Here is a 17,741-nt window from a genome sequence, read left to right as displayed (position 1 = left end):
CGTTCTCCGGCAGCGGCGGAGTGGAGCGAACCGGCGAGACCACCTCCGCCTTGGCGTTCTGGTCGTCGGCGATGATCCGGCGAATGGACGCCAGGATCTCCTCCATGGAGGGTTCCTGGCCCTTTTCCGGCGTCTTGGGGCTCGCTGCACTCATCCGGACGACGCTCGGGTCACATGGTTAAAGAAGTATTTCGATCACTCTGAGTATTTCACCACGGGCGCCGGAAACAAGGACCGGCAGGGCGCAAGGCACAGGATAACACCGGCGCCCTGCGAGTTCCTCGCGACCCTCAGCGTCCGTCAGGCGTACGCACGCCGTACCAGAGATCCTTGATCTGGTCGAAATGCTCCTTCGGGCTGTAAGCCACCACCGGGATCGACGTGAAGCGCACGGTGAGGCGGCCCACCGCCTGGACCACGCCGTAGGAATTCACCACGCGGTCGCGCTGGGCGAGAATGAGGTTCACGCGCGAGTTCAGCAGTTCCTGCTGAGCGTTCAGCACGTCGAGCGTGGTGCGCTGGCCGACACGGGCCTCCTCGCGCACGCCGTTCAGCGCCACTTCGTTGGCCTGCACCTGGGCCTGCGATGCGATGACCTGGGCCTTCGCTGCTTCGAGACGACCCCAGGCCGTGACGATGGCCGACCGGACCTGGTCGCGGATATCCTCGACGTTGATCCTGGCCTGACCCACCAGTTCCTTGGCCTGGCGGATCTGCGAATAGGTCTGGCCGCCCTCGTAGAGCGGGACCGAGATGCGGCCGACGATGGAGGCGGTCACGCCGTTATCGCCCGGGAACTGCGTATCGTAACGCTGCTGGACGCTGCCCTGCAGGGCGGCAGTCGGATAGAGCGCGCCTTCGAAAATCTTCACCTGCGCTTCGGCCACATCCACCGCGTGAAGCGAGGACATGATCTGCGGATGCTCCTTCAGGCCGATGGAGATGGCGTTGTCGAGGTTCGGCGGCACGAACCGGTCGAGGGGGCGTCCCGGCGCCAGCTGCCGCGGCTCGACGCCGATGATGCGCCGGTACGTGCCGATGCTGGCGCGCAGGTTCGCCTCCGCGCCGCTGACGTCGGAGCGCGCGCCGGCGAGACGGGCCTCGGCCTGGGCGACGTCGGTCCGGGTGACCTCGCCCACGTTGAAGCGGTCGCGGGTCTGGCGCAGCTGCTCCTCGAGCACCTCGACGTTGTTGCGGCGCAGTTCCAGGGTCGCCGTGTCGCTGAGGACCGACATGTAGATCTGGGCGGCGTTGAACAGGGTCGTCATCTCGGTGGCGCGCAGCGATTCGCGCGTGCCGAGCACGTCCGACTGGGCCCGACGGGTCTGGTTGTCGGTCTGAAAGCCGTTGAACAGGGTCTGGTTGATCGTCAGCCCGGCGCCGCCGGGCTTCGTCACCTGATTGAGAGAGATGCCGCTCACACGGCCCTGACTCTGGGTGAGGCCGATATCGGCGTCGAGACTCACGGTGGGGCGGTAGCCGGACTTGGCCTGCGCGACGTTCTCATCGGTAGCGCGCAATCCCGCACGCGAGGCGTTCAGCGCCGGGTTGGCGCCATAGGCACGGGCCAGCGCGCTATCCAGCGTCTCGGCCACGGCCGGAGAGGCGGCGGCGAGCGTCAGCGCGGCGAAGCCACCCAGCCGTAGCCGGAAGCTTTTCGCAAGTTTGCGTTGTCTCACGTCCATCTGCCCTTGCGGTTTCTCGATGAACCGGTCGGCTGTTCGTCACAGCCATAGCGCCTAGGGTGCCATCCGGATTGCCCGCCTCACAGGTCAGCTTAGCGGAGGTTGTGCTTCAGGGCATCGGCGGAGAGGGATTAGGCGCGAGATTGATGGCGCAGTGCCGCATAAAAGCGACACCTGCTCCCGCGGCTAGAACGAAAAATGGGAATCCGCGCTGAACGCCGAGAGGGCCGGAAGCGAGGCGTCGAAGAGCGGCCGCGCTCCGAAAGCATCCCCGGTCCTGATGAACAGGGTGGCCTTCGCGGCCCTGTCGCGACCCATCACGCAGACGAGGCGTCCGCCATCCTTCAACTGATCGAGGAGGGATTGAGGCCTCGTCTCGACGCGGCCGTTGACGAGGATCGCGTCGAACGGCCCCGCCTTCGCCGCCCCCTCCTGCAAAGGACCGTGAACGATCTCGATACCGTCCGTGCCCGACAGGCGGCTCTCGGCCTCGGCGGCGAGGGTCTCGTCGGATTCGAGGGCGACGACCCGCACTCCGAGCTGCCGCATGATGGCGGCGGCGTAACCGTAGCCGGTGGCGACATCGAGGGCGACCTGGCCCGGCGCGAGTTGCAGCGCCTGGATCATGCGGGCCAGGATCATCGGGGCCGGGACGGCGCGATCCGATGTCGCCGGATCCCGTCCGGTGATGCGGAGGGATTGGTCGATATAGGCGAAGTCCTCACGGCCCTGCGGCACGAAGCGCTCGCGCGGCACGGCTTCGAAAGCGTCGAGGACGGGGATGTCGTTGACATCGAAAGTCCGCAACTGACAATCCACCATGAGGCGTCGCGCCTGCGCGTAATCGAGCATGGGTTTCGTCTTCCCTCGCCGCATCGACCGTAGGCGCCCCTCCGCCTCATCCGGATATTCGGAAGGGGCCGGACGCCAGCGCCGAAGCTTGCCGGGTTGTCGTGGATCGGCCCTCAAAACGCAAGGTTCGAGGCGTGGTCGGGTCGACGGAAGACAGCTTCGCTTCGGCCTGCTGGAATGGGCGGAGGTTTCAGCAGCCGGTGGCGTCGAGCAGCGTCTCGACCATGGAGCGGTAACCCGATCCGAACAGGCGCAGATGCACCAGCGCCGGCCACAACTGATAGATCGCCCGACGCTCGGGCATGCCCGATTCGGCCGCACCATACGCCTCCCGGAAGGCCAGGCCGGGCGCACCGAACAGCGACAGCATCGCGAGGTCCACTTCGGCATGGCCGTGGTAGCAGGCGGGGTCGATGAGCCCGGAGACGCGGTCGCCGTCGATCAGGACGTTGCCGCCCCACAGGTCGCCATGCAGCAGGGACGGACGCGGACGGGCCGGAAGACGCTCGGGGAGCGCCCTCGCCAGGACCTCGATCCTTCGCCTGAGCGTGGGGTCGAGATGAGGAGCGTGGCAGAGTAGCCGGTGCTCGCTCCAGAAGTCGGGCCAATCCTCGCTCCGGCTATTGTCGATCCGCACCGTCCCGAAGGCGTAATCACGGGTCCAGCCGTAATTGTCGCCGGTCACGGCATGGAGGCGCGCCATCACGCGGCCGAGATCCGCATCCGCGTTGCCGCCGCGGGCCGGCAGGGGCTCGATCACCAGGGTCCGGGCATCGGCCGCGAACACTTCCGGCGCGGGAATTCCGGCGGCGCGGATCGCGCGGAGCATCTCGGCTTCCGTCAGTTGATCGGGTCCATCCTTGACGATCGCCGCGCTGCCGTCGTCGAGCAGGATCCGCACGAGGCCGGAGAGGTTGCCGCCGCTCATGGGCTCGACCCGCACGAGACGGCGCCCGAGCAGCGCCGCTCCACGCTCTGCCAGTGGCATCATGGTTCGGCCAGAGGCATCATGCCTTGAGCGCGCGCACGAGGTGACGGGCGCCCAGGGTCACGTCGGCCCAGGTGGCGTCGAACCCCGCATCGGCGCCGTAATAGGGGTCGGCGACCGCCTCGCCCCTGCGCCCGGGCACATGGTCGAGGAGAAGCGACAATGCGGCGCCCTCTTTCGGTCGAAGCCGACGCAGCACGGCGAGATTGTCGCCATCGAGGGCGACGATGTGGCTGAAGCGGGCAAAATCCGCCGGCTCGACCCGACGGGCGCGGTAGCCGGAGATGTCGACGCCGTTGCGCCGGGCGACGGCCAGGGCACGCGGGTCGGGCGGTTCGCCCGCATGCCAGCCGCCGGTCCCGGCCGAATCGACCTCCGCGTCGAGACCCGCCCGCTCGGCCTCGACGCGGAACGCCGCCTCCGCGAGGGGCGAACGACAGATGTTGCCCAGGCACACGAACAGGACGGCTGGCTTGCCTGCGGACATAACGGCTCCTCGAATGTCGATGTCAGCGGTCGCGCGACGGCCCGGTCGCCCGATCCTTGTCGGAGCCTTCTGCTTCTTCTATCGCGACCCGCCTCGCCTCCTGCCGACGGCCGAGCCAGAGGCTGTTCAGGAGCCAGGCCGCCGAGAGCGGCACAGCCGTGACCGCCACGGCCGTCGAACCGAGGCCGAGGGCCGCGATCCCCGCGAAGGACCAAGCGCCGATCTGGTCGCCGGTGCGGTAGACCACGGTGTCGATGAAGTTCTTCGCCTTGTAGCGGTCCTCACGCGGGACCACCGTGAACAGCACCTCGCGGATCGGCCGGGCGATGGCGAAGTTGCCGGCCCGCCGGAAGACCTGGAACGCCACGATGGCCGTGATCGTGGGAGAGACGGCAAGCGCCGCGAATCCCAGGATGCTGGCCGCCGGCAGAAGCGCGAGGGCGGGGCCGACCCCGATGCGCCGCACGATCCGGCCGGTAAGGAAGAATTGCACGCCGAGGGTGAGCAGGTTCACCAGCAGATCGACGCTGGCGAAGAAGGCCGTCTGCGAGCCGCGATCGGGGAAGCTGCGCTTGGCGATGCCCGCCTGCTCGAAATACAGGAAGGTCGAGGTCACCGAGAATAGCAGCAGGAACAGCCCGATATTGAGCAGGTAGGGCGACTGGAACGTGCGGGTGATGCCCGCGAAGGCACTGCCGCCGATGGCCTCCGACGGGGCGGCGTCGCCCGTGACGGGAGCCCGGTTCAGGCGGTCGGACAAGCGCGCGAGGCCGCGCATGCTGAACACCGCCACCTCGAGGAGCAGGGCCGCGCCGATGAGGAGCGCCCAGGTCGGCACGTCGCGGGCGAGGATCGCCGTCGTCGCCGATCCGGCGATCGCCCCGAGAGTCGCGCCGGCGGCGATGAAGCCGAACAGGCGCTTGCCCTGCTCGGTGGAGAACACATCGACGATGGTGGCCCAGAACACCGAGACCACGAACAGGTTGAAGATCGAGAGCCAGACGAAGAAGGCCCGGCCGATCCAGATGTCGCCCTCCGGCCCGGCGAAATAGAGCGCCCCGGCGAAGAGCAGGATGTTGGCGGCGAAGAACCGATAGGTCAGCGGCACGAACCGGGCGCGTGGCAACGTCTTTACGAGCCAGGCGAAGGGGACGTTCAGCGCCAGCATGCCCACGAGGGTGCCGGTGAACAACCAGGGCAGGTTCTCGATCCCGCCGGCGACACCCATCTGGTCGCGGATCGGCCGGAGGACGTAATAGGCCGCCAGGATCGAGAAGATGTAGGCCCAGGACCATGCAAGGGCCGGCACCTCCTCCGCCTGTACGTCGATGAGCCGCCGCAGCCAGGGCGGGACGTAGCCACCGCTACCGGCGGTCAGCGGCTTTGCCAGCCCTGGCCCGTCGCTCAACGGGTGACCCCGAAGCGCGCCCGCGATTCCTCCGCATTCAGGTCGAGGCCGAAGCCGGGGGAGCCCATGGCGAAGCTGTCCGCCTTGGCCAGCGGCCCGACCTCCACCGGATCGAAGCCCGCATCCTTTACGAGTTGGGAAGCGATCGCGAGCGCCGCGGGATCGTCGCCGGCGATGGGGATCGCCATGCGTCCGCCTTGGCGATGGGCGTTCTTGGCGAAGACCTTGTAATTGGCCGCGTTGAAGGCCCGGACGACCTTCGCCCCGTTCAGATATTTGGCCGAGACCGCCGCGATGCCGTTGGCCTGGACCTCACCATAGACTTCGCCGTCACGGGCCTGGGTCGCGTTGCCGGCATCGATCACCACCTTGCCCTTGAGCGCGGCGGCATGGTCCTGCGCCAGCTGCGGATAAGCCTTGTAGGGCACCGCGATGAGGATGACGTCGCCGAACGCGATGGCCTCGGCCGGGCTGCCTGCCCTCGCCTTCGGCCCGAGTTCCTCGACGAGGCCCTTCAGCTCCTCCGGGTGGCGCGACGACAGCATCACCTCGTGGCCGGCCTTGGCCCAGAGGCCACCGATCGTGCCGCCGATATTGCCGGCCCCGACGATGCCGATGCGGACCGGCTGCGGTGCAGCCTGGGCCGAGGCGGGACAGGGTGATGCCAGCAGGCTCGAAGCGGCGAGAAAGCCGCCTACAAGAGCGATGACGGCACGGCGGTTGAGGACATCAGAGCGCGTCGACATAGGCCTCCATTCGGGTTCGCTGGGCGGCATCGGGCAACCGGCCGCGGGCCGCGCCGAGATTGTCCTCGACATAAGCCGCCTTGGCCATGCCGGGGATCGGGCAGGTGACGGCCTCGTGGGCGAGGACGTATTTCAGGAAGAATTGCGGCCAGCTCGCGCAATCGAACTCCGCCGTCCAGGGCGGCAGGTCGCGTCCCTGCACGGCCTTGAACAGGCGGTCGCGCCCGAAGGGCACGTTCACCATCACCGCCATGCCGCGCTCTTTCGCCAGCGGCAGGATGCGCTCGGCGGCGCGGCGGTCGTCGAGGGCGTAATTGACCTGGATGAAATCCATCGTCTCGCGCCGCATCACCGCCTCGAGATCCGCGAACTGACTGTCTCGCCAGACCGTGACGCCGATGTAGCGGATCTTCTTTTCGGCCTTGAGCTCACGCAACGTGGCGAGGTTCGTTGCCGTATCGCTGAGGTTGTGGACCGCCACGAGGTCGATCCTGTCGGTCGCCATGCGGCGGAAGGAGCGTGCGATCTCGGCCGCGCCGGCCTCGCGGCCCGGTGTCCCGACCTTGCTGCAGAGGAACACCTTCTCGCGCAGACCGTCCTGGGACAGGATCTGGCCGAGGACGTCCTCGGCCGTGCCGTAGCTCGGCGCCGTGTCGATGACCGAGCCGCCGAGCGCCACGAACCGCTGCACCGCCTCGCGCAGGGGCGCGATCTTTTCGGGAATCGGCTCGACCTCGTAGCGGCGTGACGTACCGATCCCCATGGCGGGGAGCATCTCGCCGGAGGACGGGATGGCGCGGCGGATCAGACCGCCCTCCTCCGCATGGGCCGGGGACGTGGCGCGCTGCAGCAGCGGCACGATCAGGGGAGCCAGGCCGGCACCGGCCAGGAACGCACGTCGGGATGGATGCATGCGGGCTCGGTCCTCATCCGGGGATCGGGCAGGGTCAACGCCGCTGCGCCGCCAAGGTGCCAACGGATCAGGAAACGGCCGTCAGCTTGTCGGCCATGGACTGTTCTTTGTCCCGCCGCGACGAGAAGGCCATGGTGAAGAAGACCCGCTGAACGCCGAGCTGGCTCAGCTTCTCTTCGCAGAGTTCGATGAGCCGGCAGATGTCGGCGAGCTCGCCCTCGATATTCGTGCCGTTGGCATGCATCTCGGCGTTGAGGTGGCTGGTCTCCAGGATGGTCTTGATCTCCTTCACGTAGGAGGAGACCGAGGGTCCGACCCCCATGGGGACGATGCACAGATCCGCGACGACTTTCATGACGGTTCTCCTTGGCAATGCGGGCAAACGGGATGGCCGATCCCGATGGTCCTAGAGGCGTCTCGACGGCCTGCGTCGCCAGCGCCCAGGGGCCGATGGGAACGGCCGGGCGCCCGGTCCGTTGATGGGCATACCTCACAACAGGATGTTTCGAATGCGCAAGCTCGCACTCCTCTCGGCCGCGGCCGTCAGCCTCGGTGCCCTCCTCGCGGCGGCACCTGCGGAAGCCCGTGGTTGGGGCCATGGCGGCGGATACGGTCATGGTGGCTTCGGCGGCCACGGTGGATACGGTCATCGCGGCGGTTATGGCCGTTACAGCGGTGGTTACGGTCGCTACGGCGGCGGCTACGGTCGTGGTTACGGATATGGCCGTCGCGGCATCGGTCCTGGTGCCGCCATCGGCCTCGGCGTCGCTGGCTTGGCTGCCGGAGCCATCGCGGCCGGAGCCTATAACGGTGGTTACGGCTACGACGGTTACGGCTATGGCCGCCCCGTCGGCTATTACGGCGGTTACGCTCCCGCGCCGGCCTATGGCTACGGATACGGTGGTTACTACGGCTACTGAGCCGAAACGGTATGAGGAAACGAAGGGGTCGCCGCGAGGCGGCCCTTTTTGCATTCGCTTATCGCTGTCGCCTGTTCCGAGCCATTCCGGCTCATGAAACAGCGACGGATCGGAAGCACACCGTCTCCGCCCCGATGCGGCGCGATTAGGGTGGTGCGAAGATCGTTATGTTGCTGTTGATCTGGTAGGCCGCCGTCGGCGGCGTATTGACGAAGCGCAGGCGGATGGGGCTTTCGCCCAGGATGGCTCCGAAGGACGGCGTCACCGTCATGGGAAAGCAACGGTTCACGGCATCCCTCGCTGCCTCCTCGAACCGTTTCCTGGCGTCCTGATCGCCCTGGAGGCGGCGCGCCGTGACGAGAGGTGGACCACGCAGCTCACCCGTCTTGCTGATGCCGAACAGGAACGCGATCAGCGATCCCCTGGTATCCGGCGGGACCGACCAGCAGGACGCCAACGTCGCACGAAGGTCCGCCCAGTTGTTTACCGCAACTGCCGGTGACGGAGACTGAGCGAAGACGGTGGTCGACATCATTATGGACAATCCGCCGAGCATCGCCGCGCCGAAACGGCACACGATGACAAACCGGCGGATCGGTTCATGTTTCATGGTGGTCAGTCTAACCGCCACTTCGGCCCGGAGCAAAACGGCGCCCATCTGCCCGCTTTGCGACTACCGGGCTCGCCCGTTCGTTGGCGCGTTCGGCCTCGGCTTCACCGCCTCTTCGAGACGTGGAAGATGGCAAAGCCCGCCAGTGCCGCGAGGCCCAGCGCGAGCGGCCGGTTATCGTGGAAGGCGCCGAGCGCACGTGAGCCCGCATCGCGAAGATCGCCGACCACGGGGTTGCCCTGAAGGATGTTCTGAGCGCGCTCCAGATTCTCAGTCCTCGTGCTGATGGACACTTCGAATTCGTCGCCGTGGCGTTCGATATCCACGCTGTTGCGGGCGAACCCGGCACGTGCCAACCGCTCCCTCGCCGAGCGAGCCGCCCGGAGAGACGGGACGATAACCGAAGCTAAAGCGCTGTCAGACATTCATTTCCTCCAATTTGGATGGACGAACATCTTTCAAGGCTCATCGGTTCCTTGACGAAGACCGCATTCGGTTTGCGCTCCCGGCGTACGACGTCAGTGCACTGCTTGACCCGAGGGCAAGTTCAGGCTGCGTCCGTCGTGCCGGCACAGATTCCGAGGCCGTGGGCGAAGCCGGACACAGGGGCCCGGCTCGCTGTGGACGGCGTCAGGCCATAGTCCAAGTGAGGAGCATGATCCCACTGAGAAAGATTCCGTAGGTGATCGCGATGGCGGCGATCTCGCGGTGTTCGTTGACGATGTTGCGGGAAGCGAGGATCATGGCAATGACCGGCAAGGGTTGGATGCCGGCTCTATAGTCGAAGGATTTCTAACGTGTGGTCGTCATGAATGGTTAATATGATTTTAACCATTCGGTGTCGCCCGCCGGACACACCCTTCGATGTGCCGGTTCGCATCGATGACTTAGATCGGCCATGCAGGACGCATCGCCCCGGTTACGACGGGATCGACGGCTTCACCGGAGCCAGCCGGAGCAGAGCCTCCTTGTCGACCAGAAGGGCGGCGGCGATTTCATCGAGAGCGATGTGCTCGACGTCGCTGATCCCCTCGTGATCGGCGGCATCGGCCGCGATCAGGAACACCCCGTTTCGTTGACCGATGGACCTGTCGGCGATGGCGGCCACGCGGCTCAGATTGTCCGCCCGCCCGACGCGGGTCCGGGCCCGCGCGATCCCGTCGAACAGTTCCGCCTCCAGCATCAGCGTATCGTATCCCTTCTCGATGATGGGATTCGCCCGCATGGCCGCGAGTGCGACCTCGACCTCCGCCTCGTCCACCTCACTGTCGGCCACGATGACGTTCGAGGCTGCGGATACGGCCGCATACATCAGCGTCTTGTCGCCGACATAGGCGGTGACGCGTTCGAGCAGGTTCTGAAAAATGCCCATCAGGGACTCCTTGGGGCGGTCCGGCCGAGGGCCGCGAACGGGCAACGCTCGAACCTGCCATTCGGAATCGTATGCAAAGTTCGCACGCCGAACGCACGAGCTTTCTTAGGCCGGCAGGCAGTGACGTCACCGCATGGCAGAGCCTGTGTCATCGGTGCCGCCACTCATCGTCGGTGTCGTGGCACGGCAATGCGAGCGGTCGAGGGAATTCGCGACGTCGGTCGGTCTCGCCGAACCGGGCCCTCAGCCCCGACAGGCCATGTCGGGCGATCCACGGCGTCGCCCGCAGTTGAGGTTTAGGCGAGGTTCGATCGACGGCTGGGGTTGATGCGGAACCGGAACCAACCTCCATCCGACCTCCGAACCGGCGGAGGCCATCCCCTTCGGTGAACGGCGCTCTACATTCCGCATCGCCGGCTCGGAACGCGCGGGAAGGCAAGGACGGGACTGCGGGCATTTGGCCCTGGGCACCACGGCTTCGATATGTGCTCGCTGAACCGTCGAAGAAACGGATGGAGAAGAGATGAGTTTACAAGGCCAAGCGATCGCTGATCTCTGGGATCAGACCTTCAATAAGGGCGACACCGCCGCATTGGGAAAGCTCTACAGCGACGAGGGAAAGGTGATCCCGGCGGGGGGCTCGCCCGTCCAGGGAGCGGACAAGATTTCCGCTTTCTTCGCCGACCTGCAGGCGAAGGGATTCAAGGACCATAAGATCACGGTCCAGGACACCACGCAGAGGGGCGAGACCGTCATCCTCACCGGGCTCTGGCAGCTGACCGGACCGGGAGAGGGGGGTCAGTCCCAGAGCTATGGGGGCAATTGGGTGAATGTTCTGGAGCCTCATGGCGATGGTTGGCGCGCTCTGCTCCACACTTGGAACTGAGCGACATCTGGAACTGAACCATCCTCGGTTCGCCGGGCCAGCATCCCGGCCCGGCCCACATCCCGTTTCGAGGGATGAGCCTATCCGGACCCGCCGGGTCATAACCGGTCCCATCGCCTCTATCGGGGCAAAACGGAGGAACACGTCATGGACGAGGATCGCTTCAACATCGAACTGCGCAAGTTCCTGAAGGAAGTCGGAGTGACGTCGCAGCGTGAGATTGAGCGTGTGGCCCGTGAGGGTCAGGTGCCGGGCGGGTCTTTGAAGCTTCGCATGACTCTCACGGCCGAGAACGCGCCGCTGGAGCACGTGGTCGAGCGCACGATCTCACTGGGCGAAGATCCGGGCACGACACGCTGACCTGTCACGATCAGCGGCCTGCCTCCTTCGACACCTCCATGAACAGGCGGGTCGCGAGGTAGAGCCGCGGCGTGATGCTGGCGAGGACCGCGAACTCGTCCGTGCTGTGATAGCGGCCCCCGACGATGCCGAGGGATTCGAGGATAGCGGGTTTCGCCGGGCTGTCCGGCTGGAAGGCGTAGCCCGCATCCGTCCCCCCGCCGATCTCCGCCAGCATGAGCTCGGCACCCATCTCGGCATAGATGGCGCGTGCGCGTTCCCCGAGGGCCTTCGTCCCCGGATTGCTCGGCAGCGGCGGGCGGCCTTTGGCGAGATCGAAGGTCACCTGCGTATCGGGAACGCGATGCGATTCGGCGATCTTCCGTCCCTCGGACAGGACGCGGTCGTACTCGCTCGGCACGAAGTAGCGCATGTCGCCCTCCGCCTTGGCGTCATCGGGAATGATGTTCGGCTTGGTGCCGCCATGGACTACGGTCCAGTGCAGGCTCGTCCCCTTGGCTGGGTCTCCGAGATCCTGAAGCTGGAGGATCTGGTGGGAGAGTTCGACCACCGCGTTGCGTCCGGCTTCCGGCGCGCCGCCGGCATGGGAGGCACGGCCTTTCACGGTGAGGCTCGCGTAGTTGATGCCCTTCGTCGCCACGGTGACGGCATCGACGCCGGCTTCGGCGAAGGAGGGTTCGAACGACAGGACTACGTCCTGATCGCGGGCGATCCTGGCGATCTCGTCGCGCGACCCACGCGAGCCGCGCTCCTCATCGGGATTGAAGACCACCGTGAGGGTACCGTAACCGTCGAACCGCAAGGTCTCCAGGATGGAAAGAAGGTGCAGGATCATCGCGATGCCGCCCTTCGCATCGGCGACACCCGGTCCATAAGCGCGGCCTTCGCGCTCGGTATAGGGGCGCTTGGCAGCGTCGCCCGTGCCGAACACGGTGTCGTAATGCACCAGCAGCATGATCTTGCGCGTGCCGCTGCCCTATCGCGTACCGATCACCGTGTTTCCGCCGAAGACGGGGGCGTTGCGGGTGCTGACTGCGAGTCCCGAGGCTTCGAGGCGAGCCTTTAGGAGCGCCTCGACCTTGGACAGGCCGGACACGTCGCCGGTGCCGCTATCGAGATCGACCAACCCCTTCAGCGTCTCGCGATACGGGCCGTCCTGCACCTTCACCGCTGCGAGCACGGTGTCGTCCGGAGCGGACCGGGCGGCGAGCGGCGCCAGCGCCATGAGGACGGCGAGGGCCAGAGACGCGGTCGTACGCATGGAAATCCTTCTCGTCGGAGGCCGACGCAGCGAGCCACGATCTATCCGGCTCGTAGGCTGCCCGTCCCGGAGTTTCTCGCATCGATCGTCACAGAACCGTAGAGACCGCTCCGACGCAAGGATCGCGCGGCTTGCGGGCGAACCGGCCGGGTTTGGGCCGGGTCGCCAGGCGTGCCCCTTGTTCGGACCGTCGTCGCGCACCGGCTGATACGGCCTATGCGGGCGGCACGTGAGCGATGCGGACGTTGTTCGTCGTACCCGCCACGGCGAAAGGGATGCCGGCGGTGATGACGACGAGATCCGTGGGCTTGGCGAAGCCCTCTTTCACGGCTTGGTCGATGGCGCCCGCCACCATCTCCTCGTAGGTGGTGACCTCCGCGGCCTGGACGCTGTGCGCGCCCCAGAGCAGGCAGAGCCGGCGCGAGGTCTCGAGGTCCGGCGTGAGCGCCAGGATCGGCACCTCCGGGCGCCGGCGTGCGATGCGCGCGGCGGTGGTTCCGCTGAGCGTGTAGGCCACGATGGCGGCGGCGTTCACCGCATCGGCGAGGCTGGCCGTCGCGGAGGCGATGGCGTGCGGTGGCGTTTCCTCCTCGTCGGGGTCCGAGGCGGTGATGAGCGAGCGGTAGAGCTTGTGCGTCTCGGTGCGATGGATGATCCGGGCCATCATTTCCACGGTCTCCACGGGAAATTTTCCCGTGGCGGATTCCGCCGAGAGCATCACCGCATCCGCCCCGTCATAGATCGCGGTGGCGACGTCCGAGGCTTCGGCCCGGGTCGGTGTCGGGGCCGAGACCATCGAATCGAGCATCTGGGTCGCCACCACCACGGGCTTCACCGCGAGGCGGCAGGCGCGGATCATCTCCTTCTGGCGCCCCGGAACGTCCTCCTGCGGGATCTCCACGCCGAGGTCGCCGCGCGCCACCATCACGGCGTCCGAGAGGCGGATGATGTCGTCGATGCGCTCCAGGGCCTGGGGCTTCTCCACCTTGGTCATGATGCCGGCCCGGTCGCCGATCAGCCCGCGCGCCTCGATCACGTCGGAGGGCTTCTGTACGAAGGAGAGCGCGACCCAGTCGACGCCGAGCTCCAGCCCGAAGGCGAGGTCGGCCCGGTCCTTGGCGGTGAGCGGCGAGACGTCCAGCAACGTGCCGGGGAGGTTGACGCCCTTGCGGTTCGAGAGGGTGCCGCCGATCACCACCTCGGCGATGATGCTGTCGCGGGTGAGGCCGGTGACACGCACCCGCACGCGACCGTCGTCGATGAGCAGGTCCTGCCCCGGCGCGACGGCGGCGAAGATCTCCGGGTGCGGAAGGGGGATGGCATCGCGCCCGCCTTCGGCGCCATCGAGGACGAAGCGGAGGCTCTCACCCGGGACCACGTCGAGGCGGCCGCCGGCGAGTGTTCCGAGGCGGATCTTGGGGCCCTGGAGATCCTGCAGAATGCCGATGGGCCGGCCCACCTCGTGCTCGAGCACGCGGATCGCGGCATGGACCACCGCGTGGTCGGCCTGCGTACCGTGGCTGAAATTGAGGCGGAAGGTGTCGACGCCCGCCAGGAACAGCCGGCGCAGCATCTCGGGCGACGCGCTGGCGGGGCCGACGGTGGCGACGATCTTGGCGTGACGGAAGCGGCGCATGAACGATTCGGCCGCGAGCGACCGCCTTCTCGGAACGGGGTTCGGACGCTCAGGATCGCATGGAAACCGCCTGGGTCGAGAGGGGGGGGCGGGCCATTGCCTCGGCGGACGGTGGACCTCATGCGGCCAGCCCCATGAAGGCGCGCATCGGCGAGGGGTCGCGGCGAAGGTCGGCCGCCGATCCTTCATAGACGACGTGGCCGTTGTTGAAGCCGTAGACCCGCTGGGCGAAGCTGAGCACCGCGGCCACGTTCTGCTCCACCACGACGATCGTCCGGCCCTCCTGGGCGAGGCGGCGCGTGAGGGCGATCAGGTCCTGCACGATCAGCGGCGCCAGGCCCTCGAACGGTTCGTCGAGGAGGATGATCCGGGGGTCGCGGATGAGTGCTCGGGCGATCGACAGCATCTGCTGCTCGCCGCCCGACAAGGTCCGGCCCCGCGACGTCCGGCGCTCCTTCAGGCGCGGGAAGACTTCCCAGACCCGGTCGAGGGACCAGCCCTTCGGTGCGGTGAGGCGGGCGACGCGCAGGTTCTCCTCCACCGTGAGGGTGCCGAAGATGGCGCGTTCTTCGGGCACGAGCTGCATGCCGACCCGCGCGATCTTCTCGGGTGGTAATCCCTGGATCTGTTTGCCATCGAGGCGGATCGTGCCGCTACGTGGGGAGAGGGCGCCCATCAGGGTCCGGAGCGTCGTGGTCTTGCCGGCCCCGTTGCGGCCGAGCAGGGCCACGACCTCGTTCTCCTCGACCCGGAGCGAGACGTCGAAGAGGACGTGCGAATCCCCATAGAGGGTGTTGATGCCCTCGACCTCAAGCAGGCTCATGCGTGGCTCCCAGGATCGTGGTTCCCTCGCCGGAGGCTTCGTCCGGGGCAGCACCCAGATAGGCCTTCTGCACCGCCGGGTCGCGGCGCACGGTCTCGGCGGGCCCGTCCGCGAGAAGGCGCCCTTCGCTCAGGACGGTGATTCGCTCGGCGAGATCGAAGACGGCATCGAGGTCGTGTTCGACGAGGAGGATCGTGCAGGAACGACCGATCCGCCTGATGAGTGCGCAGGTCGCGACGCGTTCCGAGGGGCTCATGCCGGCCAGTGGCTCGTCGAGGAGGAGAACGTTGGGGCTGGTGGCCAAGGCCATGCCGATCTCGAGCCGGCGCTTCTCGCCATAGGCCAGGATGCCGACGCGCGTCTCGGCCCGCATCCCGAGATCGAGGATGCTCAGCATGGTCTCGACCTGCGCCTCCACCTCCGCCCGGCCCGTGGCTGGGGCGAGAAGGTCGAGACGGTATCGCCCGCGAGCCCTGGCGAGGGCCGCCACCCGCAGGTTCTCCCGTACGGAGAGGTTGAGAAAGAGCTGGTTGAGCTGTTTGCTCTTGGCGACGCCGCGCTGCGTCGCCTCCGTCACGCCCGCCCCCGTGAGCCGCTCGCCGAATAGCAGGACCGATCCCGCGCTTGGGGTCACCTCGTCGGAGAGCATCTTGAAGAGCGTGCTCTTGCCGGCGCCGTTCGGGCCGATCACCGCATGGATCGAGCCGCGCCGGACTTGGAAACTCACGCCGTCCACGGCCTTGAGGCCCCCGTAATGTCGGGCGAGCCCTCGAGCTTCCAATGCGATCTCCGCATGGGCGGTGCGACCGTTCACTGCCGGTCGTGGCATGGGCAGCGCGACCTCGGCCGGGATTTCCGGCGCGACGATACCTCCCGAAGCGATGGCGTCCTCGATCGCCTCCGTGCGTGCCTTCGCGGCGCGGAGGCGGATCGCCTCGCCGCGCTGTTGCCAGCGATGCAGGATCTCTCCGCAGATGCCGCGCCGCAGGCCCATCACCAAGCCGATGAAGGCTACGCCTAGGATCAGCTTCCAGAGGGAGCCGAAGCCCGGAATGAGCTGGAGGTTGTCGCGCAGCCACAGCCAGAGCACGGCGCCCACGAGGGGCCCCACGAGCGTTCCGACCCCGCCCACGATGGTCTGCACCACCAGCTGGCCCGAGGTCTCCAGCGCGAAGGCGTCCGGCGGCATGTAGCTCTGGAAGGAACCCAGCATCGCGCCGGCGAGGCCCGCATAGAGGGCCGCGATGGTGAAGGCCGCGAGCTTGTAGGCCGGCACGTCGTGGCCGAGCATGGCCACGCGCGGGGTGTTCTCCTTGATCGCTTTCAGGATGAGCCCGACCGGCGAGTGCACGATGCGCCGGGCCAGCACGAAGCCGAGGAAGAAGGTCGCCGCGAGGAGCGCGTACATGGGGAGGCCGGCGGTGATCCGCACGGCCCACGTCCCGAAGCCGATCACCGGCACCGGAACCCCCGCGATGCCGTTCTCACCGCCGGTATAGTCGGAGAGCGGCGAGTTCTGGATGAAATAGGCCATCTGCCCGAAGGCCAGGGTGATCATGGCGAAGTAGATGCCGATGCGTCGCACGGCGAGCCAGCCGACCGCGAGGCCGAACAGGCCGGCCGCCAGCGTGCCGATCAGGAAGGCGAGCCAGACACTCTGGATCAGACCCGAGACCAGCAGATAGGCGGCGACGAACCCGCCTGCCCCGTAGAAGGCCGCCTGGCCGAAGGAGAGCAGGCCGGCGAGCCCGAACAGGATGTCGAGGCCAAGGCCGAACAGCGCCCAGTTGAGCGCCCGCGACAGCAGGTCGTGCGAGAAGCCGAGCGGCGGCAGGAGGATCGGCGCGGTGAGGAGGACGACGAGGAGGGCGAGTTCGGGCCAGGCTCTGCGCAGCGGACGGACGCCCATCAGACCCGGCCCTCCGTGCCGAACAGCCCTTGCGGCCGCGCCACCAGGACGAGGGCCATCAGGCCGTAGAGCATCACCTCCGAATAGGCGGAGTTGAAGGCACTGGTCAGGCTGATGATTTCGCCCGCGATCAGGCCGCCGACGATGGCGCCGGGGAAGGAGCCGAGGCCCCCCAGCACGATCACCACGAAGGACTGAACCATGAAGCTCGCGCCCATGTCGGGCGTGACCGCGACGACGGGGGCGTAGAGCATGCCGGCGAGGCCGACGGCGACGATGCCCACCGCGAAGACGAAGAGGAAGGTGCGTCGCACGTCGATGCCGAGGATGCCGACCATGCCGGCATTCTCGATGCCGGCCCGCACGACCAGTCCCACCGAGGTCCGGTACAGGACGAGGTAGAGGCCCACCAGCAGCGCCGCGATGATGCCGATCAGCTGGAGACGGTAGGTCGGGTAGACCAGAAAGCCGAGCTTCGTCGCGCCGGTACCCCAGGAGGGGACGGGCACCCGCTGGCTGTTGCCGCCGAACCAGGTCCGCAAGGCTTCCACCAGCACCATGCCGATCCCGTAAGTGACGAGGATCTGGTCCTCGTCCGGCCGGGCATAGAAATGGCGGATGATGAGCCGCTCCATGGCAAAGCCGATGATGAGCATCACGGCGCAGCCGCCGAGCAGGGCGAGCACGAAGGAGTGCGTTGCCTGCATCATCACGAAGGCGGTGTAGGCGCCCACCGCGAACAATGCGCCATGGGCGAAGTTGAGCACGCCCAGCGTGCCCAGGATGATGGTGAGCCCGCTGGAGACCAGCGCCAGCAGGCTGCCGAGGGCGAGGCCATTGAAGGCCTGGGAAAGGAGGACGGCGGTGCTCGGCATGGTCGTGTGC

Annotated in this window: 19 protein-coding genes and 2 pseudogenes; 3 read left to right on the top strand and 18 right to left on the bottom strand. The window is 67.2% G+C overall.

Going from position 1 to position 17,741, the window contains the following annotated elements; all coding sequences use genetic code 11:
• From IPV08_RS24655 to IPV08_RS15540, 9 genes and pseudogenes are all read right to left on the bottom strand, one after another.
• Positions 1-154 (bottom strand): annotated as a pseudogene (locus IPV08_RS24655) (DUF2497 domain-containing protein); the annotation flags it as partial.
• A 136-nt stretch (positions 155-290) separates the two neighbouring features.
• Positions 291-1,685, bottom strand: coding sequence for a TolC family outer membrane protein (locus IPV08_RS15575; protein WP_056434067.1), 1,395 nt, complete (start codon positions 1,683-1,685; stop codon positions 291-293).
• A 186-nt stretch (positions 1,686-1,871) separates the two neighbouring features.
• On the bottom strand, positions 1,872-2,537 hold the full coding sequence (locus tag IPV08_RS15570) for a protein-L-isoaspartate O-methyltransferase (RefSeq protein ID WP_207412510.1): 666 nt from the start codon (positions 2,535-2,537) through the stop codon (positions 1,872-1,874).
• 190 nt (positions 2,538-2,727) lie between these two features.
• On the bottom strand, positions 2,728-3,528 hold the full coding sequence (locus tag IPV08_RS15565; protein ID WP_207412509.1) for a fructosamine kinase family protein: 801 nt from the start codon (positions 3,526-3,528) through the stop codon (positions 2,728-2,730).
• A 16-nt stretch (positions 3,529-3,544) separates the two neighbouring features.
• Positions 3,545-4,012: a low molecular weight protein-tyrosine-phosphatase gene (locus IPV08_RS15560; RefSeq protein WP_207412508.1), complete on the bottom strand. Its 468-nt coding sequence runs from the start codon at positions 4,010-4,012 to the stop codon at positions 3,545-3,547.
• A gap of 22 nt (positions 4,013-4,034) precedes the next feature.
• On the bottom strand, positions 4,035-5,390 hold the full coding sequence (locus IPV08_RS15555) for an MFS transporter (protein ID WP_207412517.1): 1,356 nt from the start codon (positions 5,388-5,390) through the stop codon (positions 4,035-4,037).
• A gap of 26 nt (positions 5,391-5,416) precedes the next feature.
• Complete coding sequence (locus IPV08_RS15550) at positions 5,417-6,166, bottom strand: NADPH-dependent F420 reductase (protein WP_207412507.1); 750 nt, start codon at positions 6,164-6,166, stop codon at positions 5,417-5,419.
• Positions 6,150-7,079: an aldo/keto reductase gene (locus IPV08_RS15545; protein ID WP_207412506.1), complete on the bottom strand. Its 930-nt coding sequence runs from the start codon at positions 7,077-7,079 to the stop codon at positions 6,150-6,152. The genes IPV08_RS15550 and IPV08_RS15545 overlap by 17 nt, the downstream gene beginning before the upstream one ends.
• Before the next feature lie 67 nt (positions 7,080-7,146).
• Positions 7,147-7,434, bottom strand: a complete 288-nt coding sequence (locus IPV08_RS15540) for an MTH1187 family thiamine-binding protein (RefSeq protein WP_056434053.1) — start codon at positions 7,432-7,434, stop codon at positions 7,147-7,149.
• 154 nt (positions 7,435-7,588) lie between these two features.
• Here IPV08_RS15540 and IPV08_RS15535 point away from each other — a divergent pair, with 154 nt between their 5' ends.
• The gene (locus IPV08_RS15535; protein WP_056434050.1) at positions 7,589-7,999 is read left to right on the top strand and encodes a hypothetical protein; all 411 of its coding nucleotides are present in this window, start codon (positions 7,589-7,591) and stop codon (positions 7,997-7,999) included.
• 145 nt (positions 8,000-8,144) lie between these two features.
• On the opposite strand, the gene IPV08_RS15530 is transcribed toward IPV08_RS15535, so the two are convergent.
• The 3 genes from IPV08_RS15530 to IPV08_RS15520 all read right to left on the bottom strand — a co-directional run bounded on the left by IPV08_RS15530 (position 8,145) and on the right by IPV08_RS15520 (position 9,981).
• Positions 8,145-8,534: a hypothetical protein gene (locus IPV08_RS15530; RefSeq protein WP_246747979.1), complete on the bottom strand. Its 390-nt coding sequence runs from the start codon at positions 8,532-8,534 to the stop codon at positions 8,145-8,147.
• Positions 8,535-8,713: 179 nt separating this feature from the next.
• The gene (locus IPV08_RS15525; RefSeq protein ID WP_244477934.1) at positions 8,714-8,965 is read right to left on the bottom strand and encodes a hypothetical protein; all 252 of its coding nucleotides are present in this window, start codon (positions 8,963-8,965) and stop codon (positions 8,714-8,716) included.
• A 563-nt stretch (positions 8,966-9,528) separates the two neighbouring features.
• Complete coding sequence (locus IPV08_RS15520) at positions 9,529-9,981, bottom strand: Tellurite resistance protein TerB (protein WP_207412504.1); 453 nt, start codon at positions 9,979-9,981, stop codon at positions 9,529-9,531.
• Between the two features lie 523 nt (positions 9,982-10,504).
• On the opposite strand from IPV08_RS15520, the gene IPV08_RS15515 reads away from it, so the two are divergent.
• A complete protein-coding gene (locus IPV08_RS15515) occupies positions 10,505-10,867 on the top strand; it encodes a DUF4440 domain-containing protein (RefSeq protein ID WP_056434034.1) in 363 nt (120 codons plus the stop codon).
• Positions 10,868-11,014: 147 nt separating this feature from the next.
• Positions 11,015-11,227: a DUF6494 family protein gene (locus IPV08_RS15510; RefSeq protein ID WP_056434031.1), complete on the top strand. Its 213-nt coding sequence runs from the start codon at positions 11,015-11,017 to the stop codon at positions 11,225-11,227.
• A gap of 10 nt (positions 11,228-11,237) precedes the next feature.
• Here the strand turns inward: IPV08_RS15510 and IPV08_RS15505 are convergent.
• From IPV08_RS15505 to IPV08_RS15485, 6 genes and pseudogenes are all read right to left on the bottom strand, one after another.
• A pseudogene (locus IPV08_RS15505) lies at positions 11,238-12,191 on the bottom strand (glutamate carboxypeptidase); the annotation flags it as partial.
• A gap of 12 nt (positions 12,192-12,203) precedes the next feature.
• Positions 12,204-12,488 (bottom strand): hypothetical protein, encoded by a 285-nt coding sequence (locus tag IPV08_RS24650; protein WP_246747977.1) that lies wholly within the window; start codon positions 12,486-12,488, stop codon positions 12,204-12,206.
• 214 nt (positions 12,489-12,702) lie between these two features.
• The gene (gene pyk, locus IPV08_RS15500) at positions 12,703-14,124 is read right to left on the bottom strand and encodes a pyruvate kinase (protein WP_207412503.1); all 1,422 of its coding nucleotides are present in this window, start codon (positions 14,122-14,124) and stop codon (positions 12,703-12,705) included.
• Positions 14,125-14,242: 118 nt separating this feature from the next.
• Positions 14,243-14,947 carry an ABC transporter ATP-binding protein gene (locus IPV08_RS15495; RefSeq protein ID WP_056434019.1) on the bottom strand — a complete coding sequence of 235 codons (705 nt, stop codon included), beginning with the start codon at positions 14,945-14,947 and terminating at the stop codon, positions 14,243-14,245.
• Entirely contained in the window at positions 14,934-16,856 is a 1,923-nt protein-coding gene (locus IPV08_RS15490; protein ID WP_207412502.1) for a branched-chain amino acid ABC transporter ATP-binding protein/permease, read from the bottom strand. Before IPV08_RS15490 ends, IPV08_RS15495 begins: the two co-directional genes overlap by 14 nt.
• The gene (locus tag IPV08_RS15485; protein ID WP_056434011.1) at positions 16,856-17,731 is read right to left on the bottom strand and encodes a branched-chain amino acid ABC transporter permease; all 876 of its coding nucleotides are present in this window, start codon (positions 17,729-17,731) and stop codon (positions 16,856-16,858) included. The genes IPV08_RS15490 and IPV08_RS15485 overlap by 1 nt, the downstream gene beginning before the upstream one ends.
• Positions 17,732-17,741 lie beyond the last annotated feature (10 nt).

This window comes from Methylobacterium sp. SD274, assembly GCF_017355285.1.
In the GTDB taxonomy this organism is placed as follows: domain Bacteria; phylum Pseudomonadota; class Alphaproteobacteria; order Rhizobiales; family Beijerinckiaceae; genus Methylobacterium.
The sequence above is the reverse complement of the archived record's forward strand: the minus strand, read 5'-3'. Positions and strand labels throughout refer to the sequence as shown.

Bases quoted from the DNA above. Each gene is read 5' to 3' on its own strand.
- IPV08_RS15485 (WP_056434011.1), bottom strand. From the start codon at position 17,731: ATGCCGAGCACCGCCGTCCTCCTTTCCCAGGCCTTCAATGGCCTCGCC.
- IPV08_RS15565 (WP_207412509.1), bottom strand. From the start codon at position 3,528: ATGATGCCACTGGCAGAGCGTGGAGCGGCGCTGCTCGGGCGCCGTCTC.
- pyk (WP_207412503.1), bottom strand. From the start codon at position 14,124: ATGCGCCGCTTCCGTCACGCCAAGATCGTCGCCACCGTCGGCCCCGCC.
- IPV08_RS15515 (WP_056434034.1), top strand. From the start codon at position 10,505: ATGAGTTTACAAGGCCAAGCGATCGCTGATCTCTGGGATCAGACCTTC.
- IPV08_RS15575 (WP_056434067.1), bottom strand. From the start codon at position 1,685: ATGGACGTGAGACAACGCAAACTTGCGAAAAGCTTCCGGCTACGGCTG.
- IPV08_RS15550 (WP_207412507.1), bottom strand. From the start codon at position 6,166: ATGTCGACGCGCTCTGATGTCCTCAACCGCCGTGCCGTCATCGCTCTT.
- IPV08_RS15530 (WP_246747979.1), bottom strand. From the start codon at position 8,534: ATGATGTCGACCACCGTCTTCGCTCAGTCTCCGTCACCGGCAGTTGCG.
- IPV08_RS15570 (WP_207412510.1), bottom strand. From the start codon at position 2,537: ATGCTCGATTACGCGCAGGCGCGACGCCTCATGGTGGATTGTCAGTTG.
- IPV08_RS15490 (WP_207412502.1), bottom strand. From the start codon at position 16,856: ATGGGCGTCCGTCCGCTGCGCAGAGCCTGGCCCGAACTCGCCCTCCTC.
- IPV08_RS15510 (WP_056434031.1), top strand. From the start codon at position 11,015: ATGGACGAGGATCGCTTCAACATCGAACTGCGCAAGTTCCTGAAGGAA.
- IPV08_RS24650 (WP_246747977.1), bottom strand. From the start codon at position 12,488: ATGCGTACGACCGCGTCTCTGGCCCTCGCCGTCCTCATGGCGCTGGCG.
- IPV08_RS15535 (WP_056434050.1), top strand. From the start codon at position 7,589: ATGCGCAAGCTCGCACTCCTCTCGGCCGCGGCCGTCAGCCTCGGTGCC.
- IPV08_RS15495 (WP_056434019.1), bottom strand. From the start codon at position 14,947: ATGAGCCTGCTTGAGGTCGAGGGCATCAACACCCTCTATGGGGATTCG.
- IPV08_RS15540 (WP_056434053.1), bottom strand. From the start codon at position 7,434: ATGAAAGTCGTCGCGGATCTGTGCATCGTCCCCATGGGGGTCGGACCC.
- IPV08_RS15545 (WP_207412506.1), bottom strand. From the start codon at position 7,079: ATGCATCCATCCCGACGTGCGTTCCTGGCCGGTGCCGGCCTGGCTCCC.
- IPV08_RS15520 (WP_207412504.1), bottom strand. From the start codon at position 9,981: ATGGGCATTTTTCAGAACCTGCTCGAACGCGTCACCGCCTATGTCGGC.
- IPV08_RS15560 (WP_207412508.1), bottom strand. From the start codon at position 4,012: ATGTCCGCAGGCAAGCCAGCCGTCCTGTTCGTGTGCCTGGGCAACATC.